The sequence below is a fragment of the Methanothermobacter marburgensis str. Marburg genome (genome assembly GCF_000145295.1).
GTDB lineage: Archaea > Methanobacteriota > Methanobacteria > Methanobacteriales > Methanothermobacteraceae > Methanothermobacter > Methanothermobacter marburgensis.
In genome coordinates this window covers 815,954-838,821 of the sequence record NC_014408.1, presented here as the reverse complement: position 1 = coordinate 838,821, position 22,868 = coordinate 815,954, and the positions used below count along the sequence as shown (strand labels likewise).

Annotated in this window: 19 protein-coding genes; 10 read left to right on the top strand and 9 right to left on the bottom strand. The window is 39.8% G+C overall.

Going from position 1 to position 22,868, the window contains the following annotated elements; all coding sequences use genetic code 11:
• Window positions 1-128: 128 nt before the first annotated feature.
• Window positions 129-1,214 carry an ARPP-1 family domain-containing protein gene (locus tag MTBMA_RS04420; protein ID WP_013295722.1) on the bottom strand — a complete coding sequence of 362 codons (1,086 nt, stop codon included), beginning with the start codon at window positions 1,212-1,214 and terminating at the stop codon, window positions 129-131.
• 267 nt (window positions 1,215-1,481) lie between these two features.
• Window positions 1,482-2,321, bottom strand: coding sequence for a hypothetical protein (locus tag MTBMA_RS04415; RefSeq protein WP_013295721.1), 840 nt, complete (start codon window positions 2,319-2,321; stop codon window positions 1,482-1,484).
• 635 nt (window positions 2,322-2,956) lie between these two features.
• Between MTBMA_RS04415 and MTBMA_RS04410 the strand changes: the two genes are divergently transcribed.
• Complete coding sequence (locus tag MTBMA_RS04410) at window positions 2,957-5,713, top strand: ATP-dependent helicase (protein ID WP_013295720.1); 2,757 nt, start codon at window positions 2,957-2,959, stop codon at window positions 5,711-5,713.
• A 3-nt stretch (window positions 5,714-5,716) separates the two neighbouring features.
• On the opposite strand, the gene MTBMA_RS04405 is transcribed toward MTBMA_RS04410, so the two are convergent.
• Window positions 5,717-6,178, bottom strand: coding sequence for a hypothetical protein (locus MTBMA_RS04405; RefSeq protein ID WP_013295719.1), 462 nt, complete (start codon window positions 6,176-6,178; stop codon window positions 5,717-5,719).
• A 52-nt stretch (window positions 6,179-6,230) separates the two neighbouring features.
• On the bottom strand, window positions 6,231-6,782 hold the full coding sequence (locus MTBMA_RS04400; RefSeq protein ID WP_013295718.1) for a PsbP-related protein: 552 nt from the start codon (window positions 6,780-6,782) through the stop codon (window positions 6,231-6,233).
• 129 nt (window positions 6,783-6,911) lie between these two features.
• Here MTBMA_RS04400 and MTBMA_RS04395 point away from each other — a divergent pair, with 129 nt between their 5' ends.
• Window positions 6,912-7,238: a YbjQ family protein gene (locus MTBMA_RS04395; protein ID WP_013295717.1), complete on the top strand. Its 327-nt coding sequence runs from the start codon at window positions 6,912-6,914 to the stop codon at window positions 7,236-7,238.
• Window positions 7,239-7,253: 15 nt separating this feature from the next.
• Complete coding sequence (locus MTBMA_RS04390; protein ID WP_013295716.1) at window positions 7,254-7,901, top strand: heavy metal-binding domain-containing protein; 648 nt, start codon at window positions 7,254-7,256, stop codon at window positions 7,899-7,901.
• A gap of 30 nt (window positions 7,902-7,931) precedes the next feature.
• Here the strand turns inward: MTBMA_RS04390 and MTBMA_RS04385 are convergent, their stop codons facing one another.
• Window positions 7,932-8,693 carry a potassium channel family protein gene (locus tag MTBMA_RS04385; protein ID WP_013295715.1) on the bottom strand — a complete coding sequence of 254 codons (762 nt, stop codon included), beginning with the start codon at window positions 8,691-8,693 and terminating at the stop codon, window positions 7,932-7,934.
• Between the two features lie 257 nt (window positions 8,694-8,950).
• Between MTBMA_RS04385 and MTBMA_RS04380 the strand changes: the two genes are divergently transcribed.
• From MTBMA_RS04380 to MTBMA_RS04355, 6 genes are all read left to right on the top strand, one after another.
• Window positions 8,951-9,976, top strand: coding sequence for a H(2)-dependent methylenetetrahydromethanopterin dehydrogenase-related protein (locus MTBMA_RS04380; protein ID WP_013295714.1), 1,026 nt, complete (start codon window positions 8,951-8,953; stop codon window positions 9,974-9,976).
• An 11-nt stretch (window positions 9,977-9,987) separates the two neighbouring features.
• On the top strand, window positions 9,988-10,335 hold the full coding sequence (locus MTBMA_RS04375; protein WP_013295713.1) for a roadblock/LC7 domain-containing protein: 348 nt from the start codon (window positions 9,988-9,990) through the stop codon (window positions 10,333-10,335).
• A gap of 187 nt (window positions 10,336-10,522) precedes the next feature.
• Window positions 10,523-11,662, top strand: a complete 1,140-nt coding sequence (locus tag MTBMA_RS04370) for a tRNA-guanine transglycosylase (RefSeq protein ID WP_013295712.1) — start codon at window positions 10,523-10,525, stop codon at window positions 11,660-11,662.
• 12 nt (window positions 11,663-11,674) lie between these two features.
• On the top strand, window positions 11,675-12,769 hold the full coding sequence (locus MTBMA_RS04365) for a DNA double-strand break repair nuclease NurA (protein ID WP_013295711.1): 1,095 nt from the start codon (window positions 11,675-11,677) through the stop codon (window positions 12,767-12,769).
• 104 nt (window positions 12,770-12,873) lie between these two features.
• Window positions 12,874-14,457, top strand: a complete 1,584-nt coding sequence (locus MTBMA_RS04360; protein WP_013295710.1) for an ATP-binding protein — start codon at window positions 12,874-12,876, stop codon at window positions 14,455-14,457.
• 11 nt (window positions 14,458-14,468) lie between these two features.
• Complete coding sequence (locus MTBMA_RS04355; RefSeq protein ID WP_013295709.1) at window positions 14,469-18,692, top strand: hypothetical protein; 4,224 nt, start codon at window positions 14,469-14,471, stop codon at window positions 18,690-18,692.
• Here MTBMA_RS04355 and MTBMA_RS04350 read toward each other — a convergent pair.
• Window positions 18,669-19,169, bottom strand: coding sequence for a DUF6884 domain-containing protein (locus tag MTBMA_RS04350; protein ID WP_013295708.1), 501 nt, complete (start codon window positions 19,167-19,169; stop codon window positions 18,669-18,671). The two genes, MTBMA_RS04355 and MTBMA_RS04350, sit on opposite strands and share 24 nt — an antisense overlap.
• Window positions 19,170-19,179: 10 nt before the next feature.
• Window positions 19,180-20,280, bottom strand: a complete 1,101-nt coding sequence (locus MTBMA_RS04345) for a hypothetical protein (protein WP_013295707.1) — start codon at window positions 20,278-20,280, stop codon at window positions 19,180-19,182.
• 138 nt (window positions 20,281-20,418) lie between these two features.
• Between MTBMA_RS04345 and MTBMA_RS04340 the strand changes: the two genes are divergently transcribed.
• A complete protein-coding gene (locus tag MTBMA_RS04340; RefSeq protein ID WP_013295706.1) occupies window positions 20,419-22,182 on the top strand; it encodes a hypothetical protein in 1,764 nt (587 codons plus the stop codon).
• Window positions 22,183-22,185: 3 nt separating this feature from the next.
• Here the strand turns inward: MTBMA_RS04340 and MTBMA_RS04335 are convergent, their stop codons facing one another.
• Entirely contained in the window at window positions 22,186-22,431 is a 246-nt protein-coding gene (locus MTBMA_RS04335) for a DUF5654 family protein (protein WP_013295705.1), read from the bottom strand.
• A gap of 36 nt (window positions 22,432-22,467) precedes the next feature.
• Complete coding sequence (locus tag MTBMA_RS09230) at window positions 22,468-22,833, bottom strand: thermonuclease family protein (RefSeq protein WP_048901280.1); 366 nt, start codon at window positions 22,831-22,833, stop codon at window positions 22,468-22,470.
• Window positions 22,834-22,868 lie beyond the last annotated feature (35 nt).

The window sequence follows — 22,868 nt, the reverse complement described above, 5'->3', positions numbered from 1 at the left end:
TTTAAATATGGTTATTCATATGGTCCGATTAAATGCTTTTGCTGATAATAAAGAAGTTGATGGGGTTTTTCAGGTTATTCGTCGGAGATTTTTTACTATTCACTGATAATAAAAGAGGGTGATTGGAGTTAAATGTAGTGGTTGTTCCTCCTCATGGTCTCAGCCCTCTCCCTGTAGCCTCTAATACTCCTGCTCTCCTCCTGGAGGTTGAAGAACACCGAGTGTATGACCTCACCTGCATGTGTCAGGGCTGAGCCCACAAGACCCTCGGCAGTGTACCTGTGGTCTATCCCGTAGCCTGGGGAGGGGTAACGGTGTTCCTCTGCGCTCATAATCCTCTCAATGAAGCCTTCAGGGTCCACAGGGTCGTATTTTACCTCATCATGGAGCATGGCCTCAATTGCATAACTCTTTATGATCTTATCATGGAGTTTCCTGTAGGATGAACTTCTTGATACAAGTTCAAATCCTGCAATTCTACCGTTAATTGCAACAAGCACTCCGTTCTGCCCCTTCACTGGTTTGAATGGTTTTTTGAATTCCTCCAGTGTCTTTCTCTTCTTTCTGTAGGCATCTGCCATTGCACCTGTTTTTGAGGTTGAGCCGGTCCTTCTGTGAAGCCTGTTAACCTCATCCCATACGCTGCTCTGGCGTGAGCAGTACGCCGTCAGTAACTCTTCCTGGTTTCTGATGTTGACCTCCCGGTTATTCCCAAAGGTGTCACGTATTACCTGCTCATCCTCAGGTGTATCATCTATTTCAGCTCTTCTGCCAATGTTCTCAAGGTTCTCTGTCACGGTCCTTGTCTTGGTAACCCTTACGTTGAGTGCAGCGACCCTTTCAGGGTCCCTGAACTCCTTTGAGGCGTAGGACCATCTGCCCTGCTCCACGCAGCTTACAGGTATAATGGTTTCTGACTTCTCAGGAACCAGAACGGTAACGTTGGCCACCCGGTTCTGCTTGGCACCCTCCAGTTCCTCCCCGTCAATTATGAGTACGGGTTCAGCAGCCCGGTTAACTGCAAGTACCCTGGGTACTGAGCCATATTCGTCAACCTCACCTATACTTATGAGGCTATTGCCCATCGCCTCTCTCAGTGTAAGGTAGTTCTGGCTCCCTTCAGGTGCCCTAACAGGGATTACCTCCATCTGCCCTGAAACCTGGGGTTTGAGGAACTCCAGGCTTCCCAGCCAGCTCTTAACTATCTCATTCAAAACATCACCTCTTAATGTTAACAGCCAGATAATTCACTCTGACTCTAGTAATGTATATGTAAATTATTGAATATAAATATTTTTACTGAATAATTGAAAATATTTTATTCAAATATGAGTGAAATAGTTGTTTAATGAAAGAATTTAATTTAAAATCTGATATTCTGAAAGATTTGAAGTGTTCACAGGGGTGCGCTGTGATTCGGGTTTCCTTCTCTGAGAGCCTGTAGGCATTTAATAAAAAATTAAAGGTATTCAGAGGGTATATCAGCTGTTATCCATGAGGGCGGCCCTCAGGTCCTCAACAGACACATCGTATGTTTCACAGACCCGCTGAAGCCATGCCAGTGTTGATTCAGGTGTTAGGCACATGGCAACCCTGAAGAGCTCTGCAAGCACCTGAAACTGTGGTGAGGCGGTATCAAGGATTTTAACAAGGGATCTTGAAAGTTTAAGGCATTTCCTGGCGTTTGATATGAATGAGCTCAGGGTCTCCTGGTATTCAAGGGCATCCACGTCCCTCTCATCATCCATTATCACCGCGGGTGTGAAGATATCGTACTCCCAGTTGAAGAGTCCCAGGATGAACCCCCTCTTATCCTCTGCCCCCTCAAGGTAACCGGATATGAGGGATAGAATACCGTGGGATACCGCCGATGGACTTGACCTCAGGTTGCCTGTAACCCCCAGGCTTGACTCCAGCAGTTTCTTCAGGGAGGTCTTCATCCAGCCGCTCTGGGGGTCTTCGAGGTCGTTCAGCGTGGCCTCCACAACCTTCCTAACCTCAAAGGGTTTATCGGTTAGGTCAAAGAAGTGGGGGTACCTGGATTTCATTTCCATCTTCAGCTCCTCTGTATCGTGTTTTCCCGGGTCTTCACGGGTCTCCTGGAAGGCCTCAAAGAGGATAATGTCCCGTAACCGTATGTGGGACGTCCAGTCGGTGAAGTATTTTATTCTGATATCCTCGGCGGTTTTACGCCCCAGAGGGGTGTTCAGGAGGGAGGGATGGTATTTCAGGAATTCCTCCCACCCCTCAAGGCCGGTGTATCCAGATTTCAGGATTCTCTCTGCAGCCTCATTATATTTTATGCCTTCAAATATGTCCAACATACCACCTCTAGAAGAGAGAGGGAGGTCACTGAACCTCCCTATACATAAATATCCTGAATAAAACAATCATATATGTAGCACTGTATATGTATTTTATTGAATATAAAGGTTGCGGTGAAGGTGATGAAAAGAGTTTATTTATTAAACCATGAGATTAAAAAGCATAGCTAAATTTTCCTGATATTCTAAAAAATAAAATGGGGATGCCACACCACAGCTGCTGGCAACCCCAGGTTAACTGCTTTGAGGAGTGCCAGGATTTAAACCATACAATATATGGGGTAGAGCAGGTTTCTGTGGACCATGATTTGCTTTTACTTGATGCTGCGAGATTATATGACTTAAAGTAATCTTTAACATCTTTAAAACTGGATTATGCCTCTGTTTTCACAATATGTACTGTTAGTCGCTGATAAAGGTGCTCTTAGTGCATAACGGCACCAGAAATAGCATCACTGCAATGTGTTTTCTAACACGCATTTTTCACATCTCTTTATGATTAGATTTTTCCTGAAAATTAAACACCTAATTTTTTTAATTAATTAAAGTAAATTTGTAATACGTCATTATTCAACAGAAAAACTATAAAAGTAAAGGGATACCATAGAAATAACATCCAGGTGGTGCAGTGAATGGGAGGGGAGATTCAACTCACAGATGAACAGCGCAGGGCTGTGGAACACTTCACCGGCCCCATGCTGGTTGTTGCAGGGCCAGGGGCCGGGAAGACCAGGATCATAGTTGAGAGGGTGGCCCAGCTCATAGAGGAAAGGGGGGTTGATCCAGGGAGCCTCGTGGTGATAACCTTCACAAAGAAGGCTGCCGATGAGCTGAAGGAGAGGATACTGGGGCGTGTGGGTTCAAGGGCAGAGGAGATGCAGATATCCACCATACACTCATTCTGCAACCGCATACTCCGCACGTACCCTGACCACCACCCCCTGGGTTCCCACTTCCATGTCCTGGATGAGGAGAAACAGCTCATGTTCATCTACGACCACAGGGAAGAACTTGGATTGGCACACACACCCAGGGAACGCTTCGTCAAACTCCAGGCCTTCTTCAGCGAATGCCAGGAGAACATGATTGAACCCGAGGCCCTGCTGGAATACCACCGCTCCCATGGTTCAAAAAGAATCGAAATCGTCGCTGCAAAGGCATATGGTAAATACCTCAAACTCATGGAGGAAAAGAGGGTCCTGGACTTCTCAGGGATGCAGTGGCAGGTCGTAAAACTTCTTGAAAGTGATGAGAGGGTCCTCGAGGACCTCAGGGCAAGGTACAGGTTCCTCATGGTTGACGAGTACCAGGACACCAACCCCATACAGGAGAGGTTCCTGGAGCTCCTTGCAGGTGATGAAAAAAACATATTCGCAGTTGGGGATGAGGACCAGAGCATCTACGGCTTCAGGGGGTCCACGCCAGAGAACTTCCTTGGCTTCGAGGACAAGTACGGTGCCGAGGTTGTGATGCTGGAAAGGAACTTCCGCTCAGTACCCAGCATAGTGGACATCACCCAGAGGTTCATGGAGGGGTACAGGGACTACCCCAAGACCATAAGGCCGGTGAGGAACTCAAAAAACAGGGTCTTCATCCTCGACAACCCCACCCATCAGGATGAGCCACGCAACATAGTCAGCATAATAAGGGCCCTCGTGGACCACGATGTGATCCCCCACCAGGGGTACGTGACGCTCCTCTTCAGGAGTGTTAAACACGATGCAGTCGAGATAATGAATGAACTCAGAAGGGAGGACATACCCTTCAACGTCTACGGTGAGGGCGGATTCTTTGACAGGGAGGAGATACTCTACATCATACAGCTCCTCCACCACACAAGGAGTATAAGGCGGAGGATAGTTAGACTGAGCAATGAAAACACCGAACACTTTGAGAGTGAATTCATGGACCTCACCGGTGAAAGCATTGAGATAATCAAAAATATGGGTGATGAGGACTTCAGGTCACTCAGAACCCACGAAGAATTCAGGGAGGCTGGATTCACAGATCATGATGACATCGAAAAACTCGTAGCCCTCAACAGACTCATAGACAGTGAACTCGGCGTCCTTGAGAGGTATTATGAGATCCTTGAGATCAGCAGGTACCCCCACAGGCTCCTTGAGAGGGGTGATGATGAGTCAAGGGAGAAACTCTACAACCTTGCAAGGTTCAGTTCAATAATCAAGGACTATGAGCGGGTATCCTCAGAGCCCACCGTGGAGGGGCTCATGGAGTTTGTGAGGATGGCGATGAATGGAAGCGTTAAGAAGTACGACCAGATCCTCCTTGACAACCCATACTCGGTCAATGTCATGACCATGCACAGGGCAAAGGGCCTTGAGTTTCCCGTTGTCATAATCTGTTCTGTCTTCAATGGAAAACTACCAAGGAAGAATAGAGATGAACAGGAGGACCTCAGCATCCCTGATGAACTCAGAAAGAGTACTGGAAGAGGTGATGTACTTGAGGAGAGACGGCTATTCTATGTGGGAATGACAAGGGCCCAGGACATGCTCATAATCTCTGCGACAGAGAACCACAGGGGAAGACTGGGGTATTCACCATTCATAGAGGACCTTCTCTCGGCTTCAAGGATAACAAGCGATAAGCTGGGGAGGATAGACCCTGAATATGCCAGGATAGAGGTCATAAAGAACACCTGTGAGGTGGGGGATATTGAATCCATGGAGACCTTCAGGATGAGCTTCACAGAACTCAACACCTACCTCACGTGCCCATTCAGGTACATGATGCTCTATGAGTACGGCTTCGATGTCCCGTCAACCATGAACCAGATCTATGGTATGGCGGTCCATGAGTGCCTCAGGAGGATAAACAGGCGCCTCATGAGGGGTGAGGTCATAACCGATGGCTACATACATGAGCTGGCATCAGAAACCCTCAGGGATCTGAATTTAAGCAGGGAGGCGTTTGATGCCTTCAAATCAAAACTGAAACGCTACATTGAGGATATAAGGTCCCGTGCAGCCAGAATAATCTCTGCAGAGAAACCCTTCAGTATAATGAGGGATGGCTTCATGCTGACAGGTCAGACAGACCTCATCATAGAAAACCCCAATGGCGGACTGGAACTCGTTGACTTCAAGGCAATGACAGGGGAAGGTATAGAGGCGACTGATATCTCTCTTCAGCTTGGACTCTACAGGCACGCCCTTGAAGAGGACTTTGATGGCTTCCTTGCCTACACCTTTGAGGATTCAGAGTGGCATGAGATAGAACCACTGGATGATGTTGAAGCGGTTCTCATTGAGGTTGCCGGTAGGGTGAGGAGGGAGGAATTCCCTGCAAGGAAGAACGATTTCTGCAGGTGGTGCACCTTCCACTCCATATGTGAGCATGTAGCAGGGCTCTATGGGACCCTTTAGTTTTCACTGCTTCACCCTGAATGAGTATGTTACAAGGTCGAAGTTTTCCTTCTCCATTTCAAAGTCACCCCTATCTGCCTTACATATCACGGCATACCGCCCCCTGGGGGTGACAATTGTGGTCGCCCTCACCATGCTACCATTTTCAGGGTAAATGAACTCAACCCCACGGTAGCCGTTCACTGTGACCTCCCTTTCTCCGGTGAGATTATCCGGTACAGGGAACCTGTAGTCAGCCTTCAGTTTTTCAACCGTGACCATGGTCCTGAGTTCCCCGCCAGGCTCTGCAACGGTGATGGCATACTCGTAACCCCGTTCCACATCATATGGTGGGTGGATGAAGGAGACCTGCCTCCAGGATGCGGGGTAGTGGAATATGATCTCATGGTTCTCAAAGACCCTGTAGCCTGCTGTGCAGCATGATACAGATACAATGATCAGAAAAAGAAGGGGAATGAGCCTCATCACTTCACCCTGGATATTGATGCAGTGATAGAAAATGATGTGAGGGTTCTCATCACTTCACCTGGAAGGAGTAGGTGATAAGGTCAAAGTTCCTCTTTTCAGAATCGAACCTCTCAGGCGTTGTTCCGCAGAGTATGACGTAGATCTTCCCGTTCTTCTCAAGCCAGGTTGCACGTTCCTGTTTCGCCACCCCATCCACGTTGATGGTGTGTATGTTTTCATATGCGGTTACACCGTCAACTGTGAGCGTCCTCTCAGAGATCAGCCTGTAACCTGGCTCACCTGAAAAGGCCCGGTAGGTTTCATCATAGACGTCCTTCAGGGTCCTCCCTGATGGCAGTGGAATGCTCTGTATGATGACCAGGGTCTCAAGGTTACCTGCCTCATCCACCCCTGATGGGTCAGCGACCGCTGCGATGCTGTTTGGACTTGCAACCGTCAGGTTCTCTGAGGTCCAGTTCGCAGGGTACCTGAATGAGATCTCACTGTCAGAGTACGTCCTGTATGGAACGTCCGGGACTGTATTGTTGCCCTCGGTTGTGACGGTGCAGCCTGAGACAGCAACGGCCACAACGATGAGGAGCAGAAAAAAATATTCCCTCATATAAACCCCCCTTTATCTGTACAGTTAACTATGTATCCCATTGTGGATATATTTAGAGTGGGTGTTGGTGATGGGGGGAATAATGCATGGGGACTACGAAGTGGCTATGGTTAGAGTGGGGTGTTATTGATGCTCATATTAACGTCGAATACCGTTGAGGGTAAGGTGATAGGCAGGTACCATGGTATCGTGACCGGGGATGCGCTCATAGGGGCCAACATATACAAGGACCTCTTCTCGGGTGTGAGGGACGTGGTTGGTGGGAGGACATCGGCCTATGAGAGGGAACTTGCAAGGGCAAGGGAACTGGCCCTATCCTCCATGAGGGAGGCCGCAGAGAAGCTGGGGGCTGACGCAATTATAGGGGTGAGGATTGACTACCACAACCTTGGGGGTACAATGGGTAACACTATCCTCGTATCCGCCACCGGGACAGCGGTGTCCCTTGAGGAGTGAACCGGGGTGTTTTCTGTGGGGAGGTACAGGTGGGCCGTCATTGCGGTTGCAGCGGGCCTTGCAGCGGGCCTCTTATCAGCCATCCTCTCTGTAAGGTTCCAGCTTGTGGTATTCGGCTTCAACATCATGTACATAGTATCCCCCCTCCTCGCAGGATTCGTCGAGTCATACATTGCAGGGAGGAAGTACGGGGCAAGCACCGGTGCTGTAAGCGCGATCCTGGTCTTTTTTGCCGTGAACATCTACGGCTGGTTCTTCCCGGCCGAACCCATCGAGTGGAATGTGTTCACGGTGGGGGGTCTGATGCTGGCCTTCCAGGCGGCCTTTCCCACAGCAGTGAACTTCCTCCTCGCGGCAATCATAACATACCTCCTTGGACTCGCAGGTAAGGGTGTTGGTGACCTTCTGGTGCCAAAAAACGGGACCATACTCCTTGGATATGATGCTGGAGGTGAAATGATATGTATAGCCGCAGGGGAGGCTGTCGGGAAACCCGATGAAATCACCGAACTTCGAAGGCTGGCTGTTGAGCGCATGCTGCAGAATGCTGAGTCCATGGGGGCTGTGGGGGTGGTTGACATCGATGTTGAGGTCACGGTGCTCAGGGGCCTCGGTGGGGAGGTTCTAGCTGTGACAGCCACCGGGACAGCTGTGAAGGGTTAATTTGTCTGTGTTTTTTTGGGGGGTTAGTCTTCATCTGCGTTTTTCAAGCATGTCCTCTATTCTCTCAAGTTTCATCTCGAGTTCATCCAGCTTATCACTGAGCCTCCTGAACTCATCCCTCCGTGTGGAATCTATCCTCTCCTGCTCCTTCCTCAGGGTCTCAAGGAGTGTGGATGTAGCGGACGCGGTTATCAGGCTTGTGGATGCAATGGCACTGATCATTATGATCACACCTGTAAGCCTGCCAAGGGATGTTACGGGTATTATATCACCGTAGCCCACCGTTGTGATGGTCTGGAGGACGTACCATAATGAGTCCTCATATGTCCTCACAAGGGGGTTCACCGGACTCTCAACCAGGTAGAAGACGATTGTGAATACGAAAAGCACAGATACAAAGAGCCCCAGGCCATAGCCTAGGCGGCTTGTCCTTATGAACTCCCCAACAGACCCCGCAAGGTCCCTGAATGCAATGAAAAGCCCCACAACCTTTATGAGGTTAAGAACTGCAAGTATGACAGAATCAGGGTTCGCCCCCAGGAGGTTCACGCCAATGAAGTAGAAGGGCACCATCACAACGGGAATGTTCCACCTGTCGCGGACTCCTGGCCGAAGTATGTAGGCTGTCACAACCGTGATACTGGTGAGGAGGTCCAGGAGGACTATCCTTGAGAATGTCCCGGGCTGAAGGGGAAGAAATGTGCTGACAAGCAGTGATAGCCCATCGAGTCCAAGTAGAAGCAGAATAATAACCTCAGACAGTACCCTGACACCTTTCTGAAGATCTTTCACATCGGAACCCCCTCGAAGAAAGCATGAACTGGATACTAATTTATATCATGGATTATTTATAACCTTTCACAAGCGGAAAATGAAATCTTTCAGATTAAAACTCCATTTAATGTTTCGAATAAGTAATAATAGAATATCAATGTTCTGAATGAGTAATAACATGATATTATCCGCCCGTTCATGGAAAAACTTTAATAGGGTGAGTTTCTATAACCTATTTTTTCTTCTGGAGACTTTCACATGAAAGAGTGATAACAATGAAGGTGACAGTTTACGGTGCTGGTAATCAGAAATTATATACTGAGGAACTGAACCTCCCTGAAAAGTACGGCGGGGAGGCTCCATACGGCGGAAGCAGAATGGCCATGGAATTCGCACAGGCCGGACACGAGGTTACACTTGCAGAACCTGTAAGGGACGTACTGGAAGATGGGCACTGGAACCTTGTTGAGGAAGCAGGTGTAACTGTCACAGATAATGATAAGGAGGCCTCAGCTGAAGCCGATGTTGCTGTGCTCTTCACACCATTCGGAAAGGGAACCGTAAGGATAGCCAGGGAGATACTCCCTGAGCTACCAGAGGGGGCTGTTATAGCCAACACCTGTACGGTATCACCGGTGGTGTTATACTATGTCCTCGAAAAAGAATTAAAAATGGACAGAACAGATATAGGGGTGTCCTCAATGCACCCTGCGGCTGTGCCAGGGACACCGCAGCACGAACACTACGTTATAGGCGGAAGGCCCACAGCGGAACTTGACATTGCAACAGATGAACAGATCGCAAGGTGCGCTGAACTCGCAGAGAGCACTGGTAAGACCGCCTACGTGGTCCCGGCGGATGTGACCTCAGCAGTTGCAGATATGGGCTCCCTGGTCACTGCGGTGGCACTTGCAGGTGTCCTGGACTACTACTATGTGGGTACCCAGATAATAAAGGCCCCTGAGGAGATGGTTGAGAAGCAGATACTCATGACACTCCAGACCATGGCATCCCTGGTTGAGACATCAGGTGTTGATGGAATGGCCAGGGCCATGAACCCTGAACTCCTAGTGAAAAGCGCAAAGTCAATGCACCTCCTTGATGAACAGGAGGAACTGGACGCGGCCCTCAGGAAGATCTCCCAGCTCAACGATGATGTCATGAAATGGATCGAGGGCGCCGAAGTTAAACACACGGACCTTGTGGCTGCCCAGGCCCTCACAGGTGAACTCAAAACCGTCATGGGGGACCGTGCAGCTGAGGGTACAATAAGAAGGTGCATGAGGAAGATGTTTGAATAGGGGGTTTGAAGTTGATAGAAAGGATACTCAAGGACCTTGGAAGGGTGAACGGTGTTAACGGATCCCTGGTTGTTGGAAAGGACGGTCTCATAATAGAGAGTGAGGTTTCAGGTGACATCGACGCGGAACTCGTGGGTGCAATGGCCTCAGCGGTGTTCGGTACAGCCGAGAGGTCGGCCGAGGAGATAAAGCATGAGCCCCTCGAGCAGGTCATGATTGAGGGTAAACGTGGTAAGACCCTCATGATCGATGCCGGTGAGGGGATCCTCGTCGTGATAACCGACGTGGATGTGAACCTGGGAATGATCAGGATAGAGATGAAGAGGAGCGCCGAGAGGTTAAGTGACCTTCTCGGATAATATTAATTTATTTTTATCATGGTTATTTTTCGTAACATGACATTTATCTTTGTAGCTATTATTTAATTTTTTTATTTTTTGTTAATAGTTATCATTTAATAGTAAAGATTAGAGAATATATAGAAGTGCTACTAACTCAATGTATTCATTACAGTAATAATTTATCATATCAAGCGCGGGTGATTAGGTGAGCTTGTGGAGTAGTAAAGTTTCCTTTGAAGATTATTATGTTGATGATATATTTCCTCTTGTAAGATCTGCAAAGTTAAAAATTAACAAAAAATCAGTTTATACACCTTTATTATGGCTAGGGCACCTTCCCTCAGCTCAGCCACATATATGGAATCATTTTGATATTGAGACCATCATGGTTAGTGCATATGAAATTATTAGAAATCGAAGAGTATACGAAGAAATATGCGAAAAAGGGATCCACAAATATCTGGGCTTCGATGGTTTAGTGATAATGGACTCTGGAGGATTCTCCTTTCAGAAAAAGGATAGTTTAGAAGTTGATCCAGAAGACATACTTGAACTTTATGAAATGTCCAAGCCAGATCTAGGTGTTGTGCTTGATCATCCGCTCAATCCCTTGGAAAATGAGATGAAGAATAAGGATAGATGGATGAAAACTCTTCAAAATTCTGATTTAATGTTAAAAAATGGTAAAATTCCGTTAATACCTGTTGTTCATGGTTATTCTTTAGAAGATCTTAGAAATAGTTGTAATGACATAAAGAAGATTCATGAGAATCCTCCTATTATTGGATTGGGCAGTATAGTTCCTTTGATTTTTAAATGCAGAGGGAGTAAAAAATTTAAAAATAGTGTTAACTTCATAATAGACTCGGTAAGAATGGTAAGGAAGGAATTCCCAGATTCTTTATTGCATGTTTTTGGTATTGGTAGCGCGAAATCCATGCATCTGATGTACTCCTTAGGTGTTGATTCCCTTGACTCAATGGGTTGGAGATTAAAAGCGGCCTATGGCTGTATTCAACTGCCAGGAGTAGGTGATAGATATCCTCTTAATAAAAACAATGGAAGGCCTTCTTTAAGTAAAGATGACAAAAAACTCTTAGATCTTTGTGAATGCCCAATTTGCAGATACAAATCTTTAAAAGAGAAAATAGAAGTATTAGACTCTGATTTTAAGAGCAGAGCAATACATAACGCTTGGGTTTTTATGAGGGAAAGGGATTTGTATTATGAAAAATTATTGGACGGCAGTTGTTTTGATTTCTGCAATGAAAGATTAAAAAAAGGATTTTTTTCAAAACATTTTAATTACGCTCTTCAGGAAGTGGTTCATCAGAAACTGGGGTAATGGTGTATTATAATGGATATAGATGAAATAAAAAAAAGAATAGAATTCAATGAAACCGATGGAGAAGTTTTAATAAATTTAATTGATAGTGCCAATGAAAAGGGATATGAAATAAGTAGAACTTTTCGTTTGATAAAGAAACAATCAAAAAAGGTATTTAAAGACTTATCTTCTCTAAAAAAAATCATTTTTACTATCGATGACCTTAAAGATTATGGTCAGTTTAGAAAATGGTGTAGCGTTGGTATCGATGGCAGTTTTTATAGTGTAGGGCCTATTGGTTCTAAATGGTACGCTCCTTATTCAATTGTGAGGATACTTTTTGAAAAAGGATTATCTGGTGAACCTGTTGTTGACGTTTATGCTGCAGGAATAGAGGAAATTGATGAGAATAAACACAAATCTATTGATGGTGAAGCTTCAAGAAGAATGCTCTTAGGGGAAACCAAGGCTTTAGAAGATTGGAATACGAAGAACACAGAATCAATTGTATTTATTGACGGGCCAGTTGTAGATCCACCAGGTTATATTGATGAAAATTATGTTGAATACAGATGTGATGCAATAAAAAAAGCTACATCCCAGTCTTTGCTAGTAGGATGTGTTAAAAAATGTATTGATTCCCATTTCCTAAGGGAATATGAAAGGATTTTAAAATTAGAGAGAAATAAGTTACTCAAAAATTTCTCAGTAGATAAAAACCTTTTTGCTTACTTTTTCACTGCATACCGGCTTGATAACAATTATGATGATGTTCTTTTCACACATCCTCTTGAATTAAAGGATGAAATAAGTAGAAGATATTCTAATTATGGTATCAGAATATTTTCTGTTTTCTTCCAGAAAGATTTTTCTTCAGAAATTATCCGGCTTGATATTCCAATGAAGTATGATAAAGGTGATGTTAACTTGAGAGTGCAACGGGCAGTTACTGCGTCATATGAGTGGACATTTCCAGGCCAGAATATACCGGTACCTATTGAGATTGCCCACGAGAAGTGTAAAATAAGGGGGGGTGCTGCGCAGGTTATTTACGAAGAGATTCTTGCAAGAACACATGCAACAGGCAGCATTGAGGACATGATTATAATGAATAACATGGGGTGATTTAAATTAAAGATAAAATTGGTATTGTTTTAAGCGGTGCGACAACAAGGACTGCTAAATTTCAACTATTGGAGAGTTCTGAGTCAGGAAATATTTATGAGGGGATGCTGGTTTTAGTTGCTACAAAAATGGGCAGTAAGATCCTTGCACGAGTAGCTAAAATAGTTCCATTTAACGCTTATTATACTGAAGATGATCCTTGGTCTGAGGCACGTCGTAAAGGTTTACATATTCCGGATAACATCGCCCGCAAGTATGAGATATGTGAATTGGATCTTTTAATTCAACTTCCTAACACTGAAGTCAATTATCCTCCAAAACCAGGGGATGAAGTTTTAAAGATAGATCTTGAAGAGCACTATGAAGATATATTTGGTATTTCAAGGGATGAACCTGGTTATATATGGTTTGGAACACTATTTGGTTACAAAAAGGCACCAATACCTTTAGATATTGAGAAAGTCCCAATGCACATGGCAGTATTCGGTACAACAGGTAGTGGAAAATCTTTTAGTACAGGAGTCTTGATTGAGAAGTTTATGGGTATTAAAGCAAGTGAAAGTCGTGCTGTTTCATTTCCTATGATGATCATAGATGCAAATGGAGATTACTTAGAGTATGATAAATATTTTAAAAAACATGATTATGGGGATGTAGACCCCAGAATAAGTCCTGTAGGATGGGTTAAAAGATTTGTATTTCCTCACATAGCTAATGAAAACCATGAATTAATGGGAGAACCTGTCATTGGTATTGATTTAGACCGCCTTTCAGTTAAAGAAATGGCTGAAACAATTGTAATGTATTATAAAGGAAGTTTAGATGGTGCAGAACTTCAAGTAAATGGAATAGTAACTCTCTTCGAGTATATAAAAGAAAACTTAGGTTATGAGTCACTACATGATTTCTTTGTGGATGATGATAGCTATGAAGAATTGATAAGAGAATTAAGAAACTTTGATAACAAAAGAATAGCCTCTGCCACTAAACCTGCTATTGAAAGAGCATTCGAAAAATTTAGGGAAATAGAATATAATTATGGGATATTATCAGCGAAATCTGAATCAGAATTAACCAGAGATGACTTTATTGATGACATTACAGAAAACGGCGGGATTGCAATAATTGATTTTTCTGAGGAGGGGGCTACTGGTGTTGATATTCAAGTAAAACAGCTTGTAATGACATATTTGGCTAATTTGCTTTTTAACAAATTCTCAAAATATAAAATTGAAAATAGAACAAGATATTTAATTTTCTTAATAGAGGAAGCCCAGAACTTTATTCCAGATAGGAGTTATCCTATAAGCTCCAGTTTAGCTAAAAATAAGTTATCTTTAATTGCAACTCAGGGTAGAAAATTTGGATTGTCGCTATGCATTGTAACTCAAAGACCTTCATTTATTGATAAAATAGTTTTGTCTATGTGCAACACATTTTTTATACATAGGATTTCTCCCGATGATGTTTCTTATGTTAGAACAGCCACTGGGGGTCTTCCTTCTTCACTTGAAAATCGCTTAACACGTCTAACTCAGGGCCATATGATAGTAACAGGTCAGATGAACAAATTACCCTTTCCAATGATGATCAAAATTCCTAAGAGTGATAGGATAGTTCCACATCCTATGGGTACAACTGATGTTGTTTCAACTCTAAAAAGACTACGTGAAGGATTTGAGTACTGATGGGTGATTTTATGAAAACTCAGATATACAAAAAAGAAAATTTAACTTCTTGGGTTTCAAAAGAGGAAAATGGAACAAGTTTTGAGGAGATAGAAAGTAGAAAACATGTTATAAACAAGCTAAGAGATTATATAAAAATGTGTGAAGTTTCAAAAGGTCTTAACGCTTGTAATATTATAGGAGAATGGGGTCAGGGAAAAACTGAGCTTTATAATGGCTTTATTAGAAAAGAACTAGAAGAAAAGGGCCATATGGCCTTCTTTGTGTCCGCATCAACTCTTTCTAATATTTTAAAGACCAAAGAAATGATCAATGTTATTGAAAGAAGCTCTCTTTCATCTGTAAGAATACTTTCCACGATATTTGAGGGCGTAAACGCTGAAAATGAAATTGGTTTACCATCAATTAAAAGTTACGAATTTCCAGAGGACTATCTTGAGGATGCACTTGACTTCATCTTGGGAGATTACAATGGATCTCAAAGGATATTTATATTCATAGACGAATTTGAAGAGCTTTTAAATACTCCTGAGACTCTTAAAAGTATGATTTCAGGGATTAAAGAGCTTATTAATGGCAGTTATAAAAAAATAGATGCTAATGGTGATTTTTCAGGTTCTGTACATTTATTTATCTCATTAACACCTGATGCTAAATATAGGCTCGAAACAGATGAAGAACTAAGTTTAATTGCGGGTGGTTATGAAAGGAGAGTTCATGAGGTAGAATTAAGCACTATAAGAAAGTGGGAATCCATAGAATTTTTGAGAAATCTTATTAAAAGATTGTACGATGGATCAGAACCAACTCCTTATCCGCTGGGAGATAGTGGAATATTTGATACTCTTCATAGACTAAGCCTGGGAAATTTGGGTAACTTGAAGAAGTTGTTTATTGAACTTTTTACTAAATTTGCGAACTATGATGAAGACTTTTTCGAAGTAGTTGAATATGACCACTTTATTGATTTTCTACAAGAGACTAGAATATACGTTTTTGGAGCCCAAACACTTTGTGTTGATGTGGAAAATTATAAAAATATCTTAAGATATCTTAAAGATACATCGGAAGTGTCCAAAGATAAAATAAAATCTTTAATAAACCTATTTAACATTTTAATAGCTTATATGAGGCCTATTTCCATAGGAGATTTATCTAAATTCATCGATAGCGAAGAAGCCAGCGTATATAAATTTATTCGTATCATCAATGAGAAGGTAGAAAATGAACATGGTATCGATAACGCTATTATACCTGTATTTCCGCTCAAAGAACATCTAAGTTTTGAAGATATAAAAGAAAAGTTGAGTGATTATATAAAAACCGATGACATTCTGCAAAAAGAGGTTCTTCAGATAGGTGATTACTCGGAACCACTGGATCAATTCGAAGATTCTATAACATTTTTTGAAGGCAATTCAGATGCTTTAAATACGAGAATATTTATTCCAACTACATCAGAAAGCCTTAAAGAACTATTCAAGAATGAGGTAAATGAAGATTATTTAAACGAGATAGAGGCACTTTTCAGGGACATGGTGGATGAAAGTGAGCGCTATTACATAATTTCAAATACCTTTGCAGAAATCTTGTATCCTACTCCTATCCCAAGGTTCTTAGGATATATTCTCAAGAAAGAAGAGAGATTATCAATTTGGCGGAGAATCTCATTAAACCTTGCAGAGGAGTATAAAAACAATATCGAAAGTGCATTTATTGAAGGACTTGAAACTTATAAAAAAATTAAGGTTACCTACAAGAAAGTTGAGGTTACAGGTTCGGAGTTGAGAGAAAACGAAGTGGTTTTAAAGTTACATGATCCTGATCTAGAAGTTGATATTAGATTATTAACTAAATTTGTGCAGGGAGACATTAAAGAAACTCATATTAAAGAAATTTCGGAAACTCTAAAAAATGATTTTAGTATTCATGGCTGTCTCCTAGTATATAATGGAGAGTTTACACAAAGAGCCCGCGAACGCCTTGAATTGGAGGGATTAGGTAAAAAAGGGACATCTCAACTTATAGATATCCATCTTCATCAAACATTAACTAAACGGCTTCTTTGTGCATACGAGTCACGCAATAAATCTGTTGACAAGTCATTACTTAATATAGAATTTAAAAATATTTTTGATGATCTTAAGCTTCAAGAAAATATTAGAGAATGGCTTAAAATCCAGAAGAAAAAGGGATTAGTTGTAGATCAAGTAGCAACCGAAAACTTAAGTAAATTTGCTGATACGCTTAAATTATATTTAAATTATATTAATGAACCACTGTCTGCAAATGAAGTTTTAGAGAAAAACCTGAATGGCATATTAAAATTTAAACTTTATGGAACTAAGAAAGGTTTTATTAGAAGCGACCTTGAAGATTCCCCAGAGGATGTCAAGAAAATATCCATTGAGTTACGTGAACATGGCTTTTTAGAAGAATTAGATGGTAAATATAAAGTCATTGAACATCCTGTTGAAAGGAGAATATATGAAATAATCAAGAAGGAAGGCAAAATTAAAGAGAACGACCTCAATCTTTATTTTATACTCAAATCAAAAAGTAAAAACATTTTTTCTGATCTATTTCTGAATATTTTAGAATATAAAAATAAAATAAAGAGAAATAGAGATGAAATAGAAATTACAGACATAGAAGAGGAATACAAAGAGATTTTGAAACATTTAGATAAATTTAATAAAGAGCTTGAAAGAAAAGAGTTATACAAACTCTTTGGACATATTTTCATGACCAAAAAGAAGGGTCATAAACTTATCATGTTAGATGAGTTTACTAGTTTCGTTAATGAAAATTCTGATTTTATAAAAGAATATTATGGACACCCAGATTATAAAGAAGCAGTTTCAACAAAAATTTTCATATGTAAAAAGCTTTTAACGGAAATATTTTCTTGCGGCAAAAACCAACGTTGTTTAAAAACCTTTTTTGAAGGCGCGGCCAGAAAAAGTAAAGAATCTTTTCATGAAATTAAAAAGATAAAAAGTGATTTTGAAAGATTCCTTGAAACAATCTCTAAGGATTGTGAAACTATACTGAAATTAAAAATTGATGGTGGAGTTAAAAGTATTAAGGAATATACCAACATGTTAAATGATTTTGAAGGAATAAAAAAACTATACGAAAGTTCCTGCACAAAGGAAGAATTAAAAAATGCAATTTCAAATCTTGACGATTTTGATCACTTCAAATTTGATAAATCTCCATCAACAGCATATTATTATAACCTAAAGTTCTATAAAATTAAACAAAAGGAAGAAGAATTCAGGTCTAGAACACCCTACTCACTTTTAAAAAGTTTGGATATTGATGAACTTAAAAAAAGAAGAAATAAAGTCGCTGGTAAGCTAAAAAGTATTCAGATTGACCCAAAATTAAAACTAACAACGGAGTTTTTTGAAGAGATAAATTCGATTAGCATAAATGTGACTGAAAAGAGGATATCTCCCATTTCTTTGAGAGAACTAAGGGATCAAATAAAAGAAAGGATTAAAGAACTAAAAGATAAGTTAGATAATGTCGACATGTTATTAAACTACTTGAATGCCTTAATGAATAAGGAAAAGATGCTATTGGATACAATTGGCCATACTCATGAAATATTAGATATTTCTAATAAAGTATTTGATGATGGTAAATTAGAAAAAAACGAATTAAATAAACATAGAGAGAAATTTAATTCTATCAAAGAGAAGTATGAGGATCTACGTTTGCAAGACTTAAGAGCTTATGGGAAGGATCACGGAAATTGGCTTGAACTATTGGATAATTTGAATCATGACTTGAATTATGATATTAACAAGCCTATAAAAGAAATTTGGAGGAATTATAGGAAAAAACAGTTAGAATTTATTAAAGAATATGAAAATGTTCTTTACCGCGTTAAAATTAGTGCTGATTCGAGAGTGGCTCTTGAGGCTTTAATAAAAGAGTTCGCTTCAAAACTAAAAAATGATATAACGGAACAAGAAGTTTCAGCGTCACAAATAGATGATTTAAAGTTAAAAATTAAGAAAGAATTTGAATATCAAATGAAAGATGATCTCAGTCCTGACGAATTGGGCCTTTTAAAGGCTATAAATTCCCTGAGTGAAGCGGGAATTATTGATTATGAGAAACTTAAAAAAAGAGCGTTAAAAGAAAATATAGACTTTAAAAAAGCTCAGGAGGGGCTCATTAAGAAGGGTTATATCAAACTAGGGTTTTATTTCCCTAGTTAAATTAAATTTAGTCATATAATACACCTTTAAATTAGAGAACCATAGAATTTCAAAGTAAGGTTTGGACATTAGTGGGCTTGGGTAATAAAAAATAATTTCGTCAAACCCATATCTTTTTGCTTTTCTATTGATAAATTTTCCAAGTTCTTCCTTTTTTTCTAGTGTTAATTCCTGTGGATGTATGTCGTAGTATCCTAATTCTTCATCAAACATATGAATACCATATTTATCAGAAAGTATGCCATATGTGAGTTTATTATTCTCGACGTACTCATAAAATCGGTTGTGATAACGTCCATTGTAAAAGTCCCTAGGCCTTCCTAATCTCTGCGTCTTTTTTGTTTTTGAGCAGGAGGTAGTCCATATGACACTATCAGGATCAGGTAATTCTTTTCTAGATGAAATGTAGGTAAATCCAAAATCTTTTTCTAGAGATTCTCTCCATTTTTTTGAAGCTGGAAGTTTGGGGGGAGCCAATAGAGTCCTCCTATTGTTTTTTTAATTGATCAAGCAAATCAAATGGATCAATATCTTTATTTAATTTGTTATCATCATTTTCAGAGTCTAAATCATTTAAATAGAACGTTATGGCCCTTCTTATTGCAGAACTTTTAGATTCATCAAAATTAGATAAAGCATTTATTTTTTCCTCAACATGGTTGTTTATGTTGACTGCTATCTGAAATTCCTTTTTTTTACCCTCACACAAATCTTCGGTGCTCTTAAACAGGTCTAAGTTGTCATAGGAATAGTAGATGGCTTCCTGACAGAATTTTGATTTACTTATTTCGAGGTATTTAATTTTAGACTGAACCTTTCTAAATAACTTTTCACACACATTAATTATTCTTGTTGTATTATTCGATAAATTTTGTTTTTCTGACTTAAATTCGTCCATAAGTTTCTCTATTTCTTCGTATTTGCCTAAATAAAGAAGTTTTTTGAATTTTAGTGCCATTTCTAATTCAGATCTTTTATTTATCAATAAAGGTTCTAACTCATCGATTAATCTGAGTGAATCTTGGAACATAACTATAAATTTAAACTTATCATTGTAGGGGATTATATAACCTGAATTAAAAACCTCAGATAGAAGTACAACCAGCTCTTCATATTTGGATATGAGGCTGATCTGAAGATAATATTCATTTGATTTCTTATATTTCTTTAAATTCCAGCGGGAGGAACCATCAAAATAGCCAACAAGGTATAAATAAAACCATTCCTCTTTAACATAATCAAAAAAATTTATGTCCTCAGGAGGTTCTTTTATAACAAAACAGAACTCTTTATCTTTTATAGTGTTATTTACTTGTAATGCTTGGTCCTTTTTTATTATTATATAGGATATCAGCTGATCTAAAATGACAGAAATATCGTTGTTCATAATCTTCCAACTAGCACTTGGCATTAAGGTAACAGTACCAACGCCAAAAAGAGAATTAAGTTCTTCTAAGAATTTTTCATCTCCATAAAAATTCATTATAATGTTATTATATTTGTCAACAATGAATGAACCTCTTGCATCAAAGTATCCTGCGAGATAAGGTAAAAATATGGCGTCTTTTTTGAATTCCAATCTTTGCATGAAATCACCATATTAGTAATAACGTTATAAATGAGGGGAAAATTTTATATAGATAAATTAAATTTTCTACTTTTAAATACTTTCGATGTTCCATATTATAGTCAATGAAGCAACAAAAAGGTAGTTATCAGTGATATCATGCTTAAAAAAGGATTTGACAGATATTCTACATTTGGCTTAAGGGAAGAATGGCTCATCGATTATCTGATTTATGGTGAAGATTGGATAAAATCTGAGAGTAACCTTGGCCCTATTCAAAGAAAAGCAGTAATCAACTGGCTTTTAGATGCTAATTTATTAAGCTCAAAAGATTTATCTCAGGATTTATTAGAAATTTATTTCTTGAATCCAGATTTTACATTTTTTGTTTTATGGATAAACCTATATTATGGATCTCCTATTGTCAATTTTTTCTGTGATTTCATACAATTTAATGTAAAGGTAACAAAAAAGGAGGTTTTAAATCTTGTCCTGGAAAATGGAAATTTAGGAAGAAAGTCAGCAATGAACTCTGTAAGCGCTTTATTTAACCTTTTTAGACATTCAAGATTAAGAAAACTAGTTTCTATTGAAATGAAGGGTAATTATGTTCGACATATAATCAGAAAAACAGTTAATGTTGAGTCATATATGGTTGGATATAGCCTTTATAAATTAGCGGAGTATCTTGAAACCTCTAGAATTTCCTTTGAAGAACTCTATGATAAAGGCTGCCCTGGAGGGCCGTATAAGTTATTTGGAATATCAAAAAAGAATTTAATAAATCACTTAAAGATATTAGAGGAACTTAAAATTATCTCCAACTTCAATGAAGATTTTGTTGAACTTAAAGAGCTAGAATCAAAAAATATACTTAAATTTTACTTGAAGTCCCTCAAAAACCACGAAAAAATAAAACTTAGGAAATATGAAACAGAAATCAAAGAAAAATTGATAAAAAATATGTATAAAAGACCTTCTGCCATTCTTAGAAATAAAACAGAATTTAAAAATCTTTTCAAGAACTCAACAAATCGTGATGTTAATTTAATTCTTCTAGATTTCAAAAATATTACCTTGATAGAAAAACAGCTACAAAATTTTAAATTCAACAACCAGAACATAAATATAGTCCTCTTTTTATCTATAAATAAAGAAGATGTAATATTATTGAATGATAAAGCGAAAAAGTTATTTAATTATAAAAATCTAGTTTCTATAGTGCCTTGTGAACATTTTAAAGAATTTGAATTGTTTCTCAATAACAAAACACGTGGATTTACATTAAAAAATGAAGAATACCATGAAAAAGCGGATCAAATAGTTTCCCTATGGATTATTGATATGTTGCATTCTGGCTTTTTTTGGCATATTAATGGTGAATCAGGCTATTGTAACAAACTTTTGCATATTAGTAAAATGATAAACAATGATTTCTCAAGAAGAATTTTCCCTTTAGGTCCTGAGAATATTACTAATATACGTAAGAATAGAAACTTATGGAAGAATGGAAATTATCCAAAAATCTCGGAAATATTTCTTCTTTCTGAAAATCTCAATGAATTCAAATCAAAGACTAAAAAAGGTATTATATCTTATTTATCTTATCTATTACGTGATTCCAATGGAAACTGGATTGTCGATGATGATCTTCGCTTCATGGAAAATATCTACCATCCAGTAAAAACTATGATTGAGGTGGCTGTAGAAAGAGTATCCAAAAGGGGTGCAATAAATGAAAAGGATTTAATATTTCTTGCTAAGCCACCATATGGCCTTAAGGGGGATATGATAGGTCACGCAATAGTGTCTTTTATTCTTAGAACTTTAAAGGGGTACTTACTTATAAATGGAAAAGTAGTTAGTGACGATGAACTCAAAAAATTTAAGAAAAAGATAATCGATGCTTGGGACAGTTCTTGATTTTTACTCTTCAGGCAGTTCTATCCCGTAATGAGCAAGGCTCCTTGCAATTAGGATGGTTGCAATGACTGCAAGGATGGTCACAATGAGCGCATAGACGAATAGTCCGGTGAGTTCATTGCCTGCCTTGAAGAACTGTGTTATCAGTGCCTTTATGGCCTCGTTCCAGGCAAGAGCCGCTATTAGGCCGAATGCAGTAGTTATCAGTGTACCCATGGTCTTAAGAACTTCGAGTTTAAATTCCCCCATTTTATCACCCCCCTTAATTTTATATAGATATGATATTCAGGTCCACTCATATGGGTTGAACTCGGATGGTGGAATGTACATGACCTCAGCATATCCCCTCCTGAGGAGTTCCCGGTTTATGTTGACTCCGTCCACGTAGACCACGGCGAGGACCCTCCCGTATTTATCATGCCTTTTTGCATCGTCTATGTCGAGCTGCACGGTCCTTGAGAGGCACATTGATTTCATGAAGTCCTTCGCCTCCCTGTAGCCAGGCTCCCCCCTCTCAGGGGTGTTGACACCCACAAGGCGTATCCTCCCTGTGCCTGAAACATCGATGGTGTCCCCATCAACAACGTAGGTGCAGACTCCACTAGCATCATATTCGCCTTTTCCAGAGGCATTCCCTGTATCCGAGGTCATGTAATCCTCTGGACTCACATCCGGGTAATTACTGA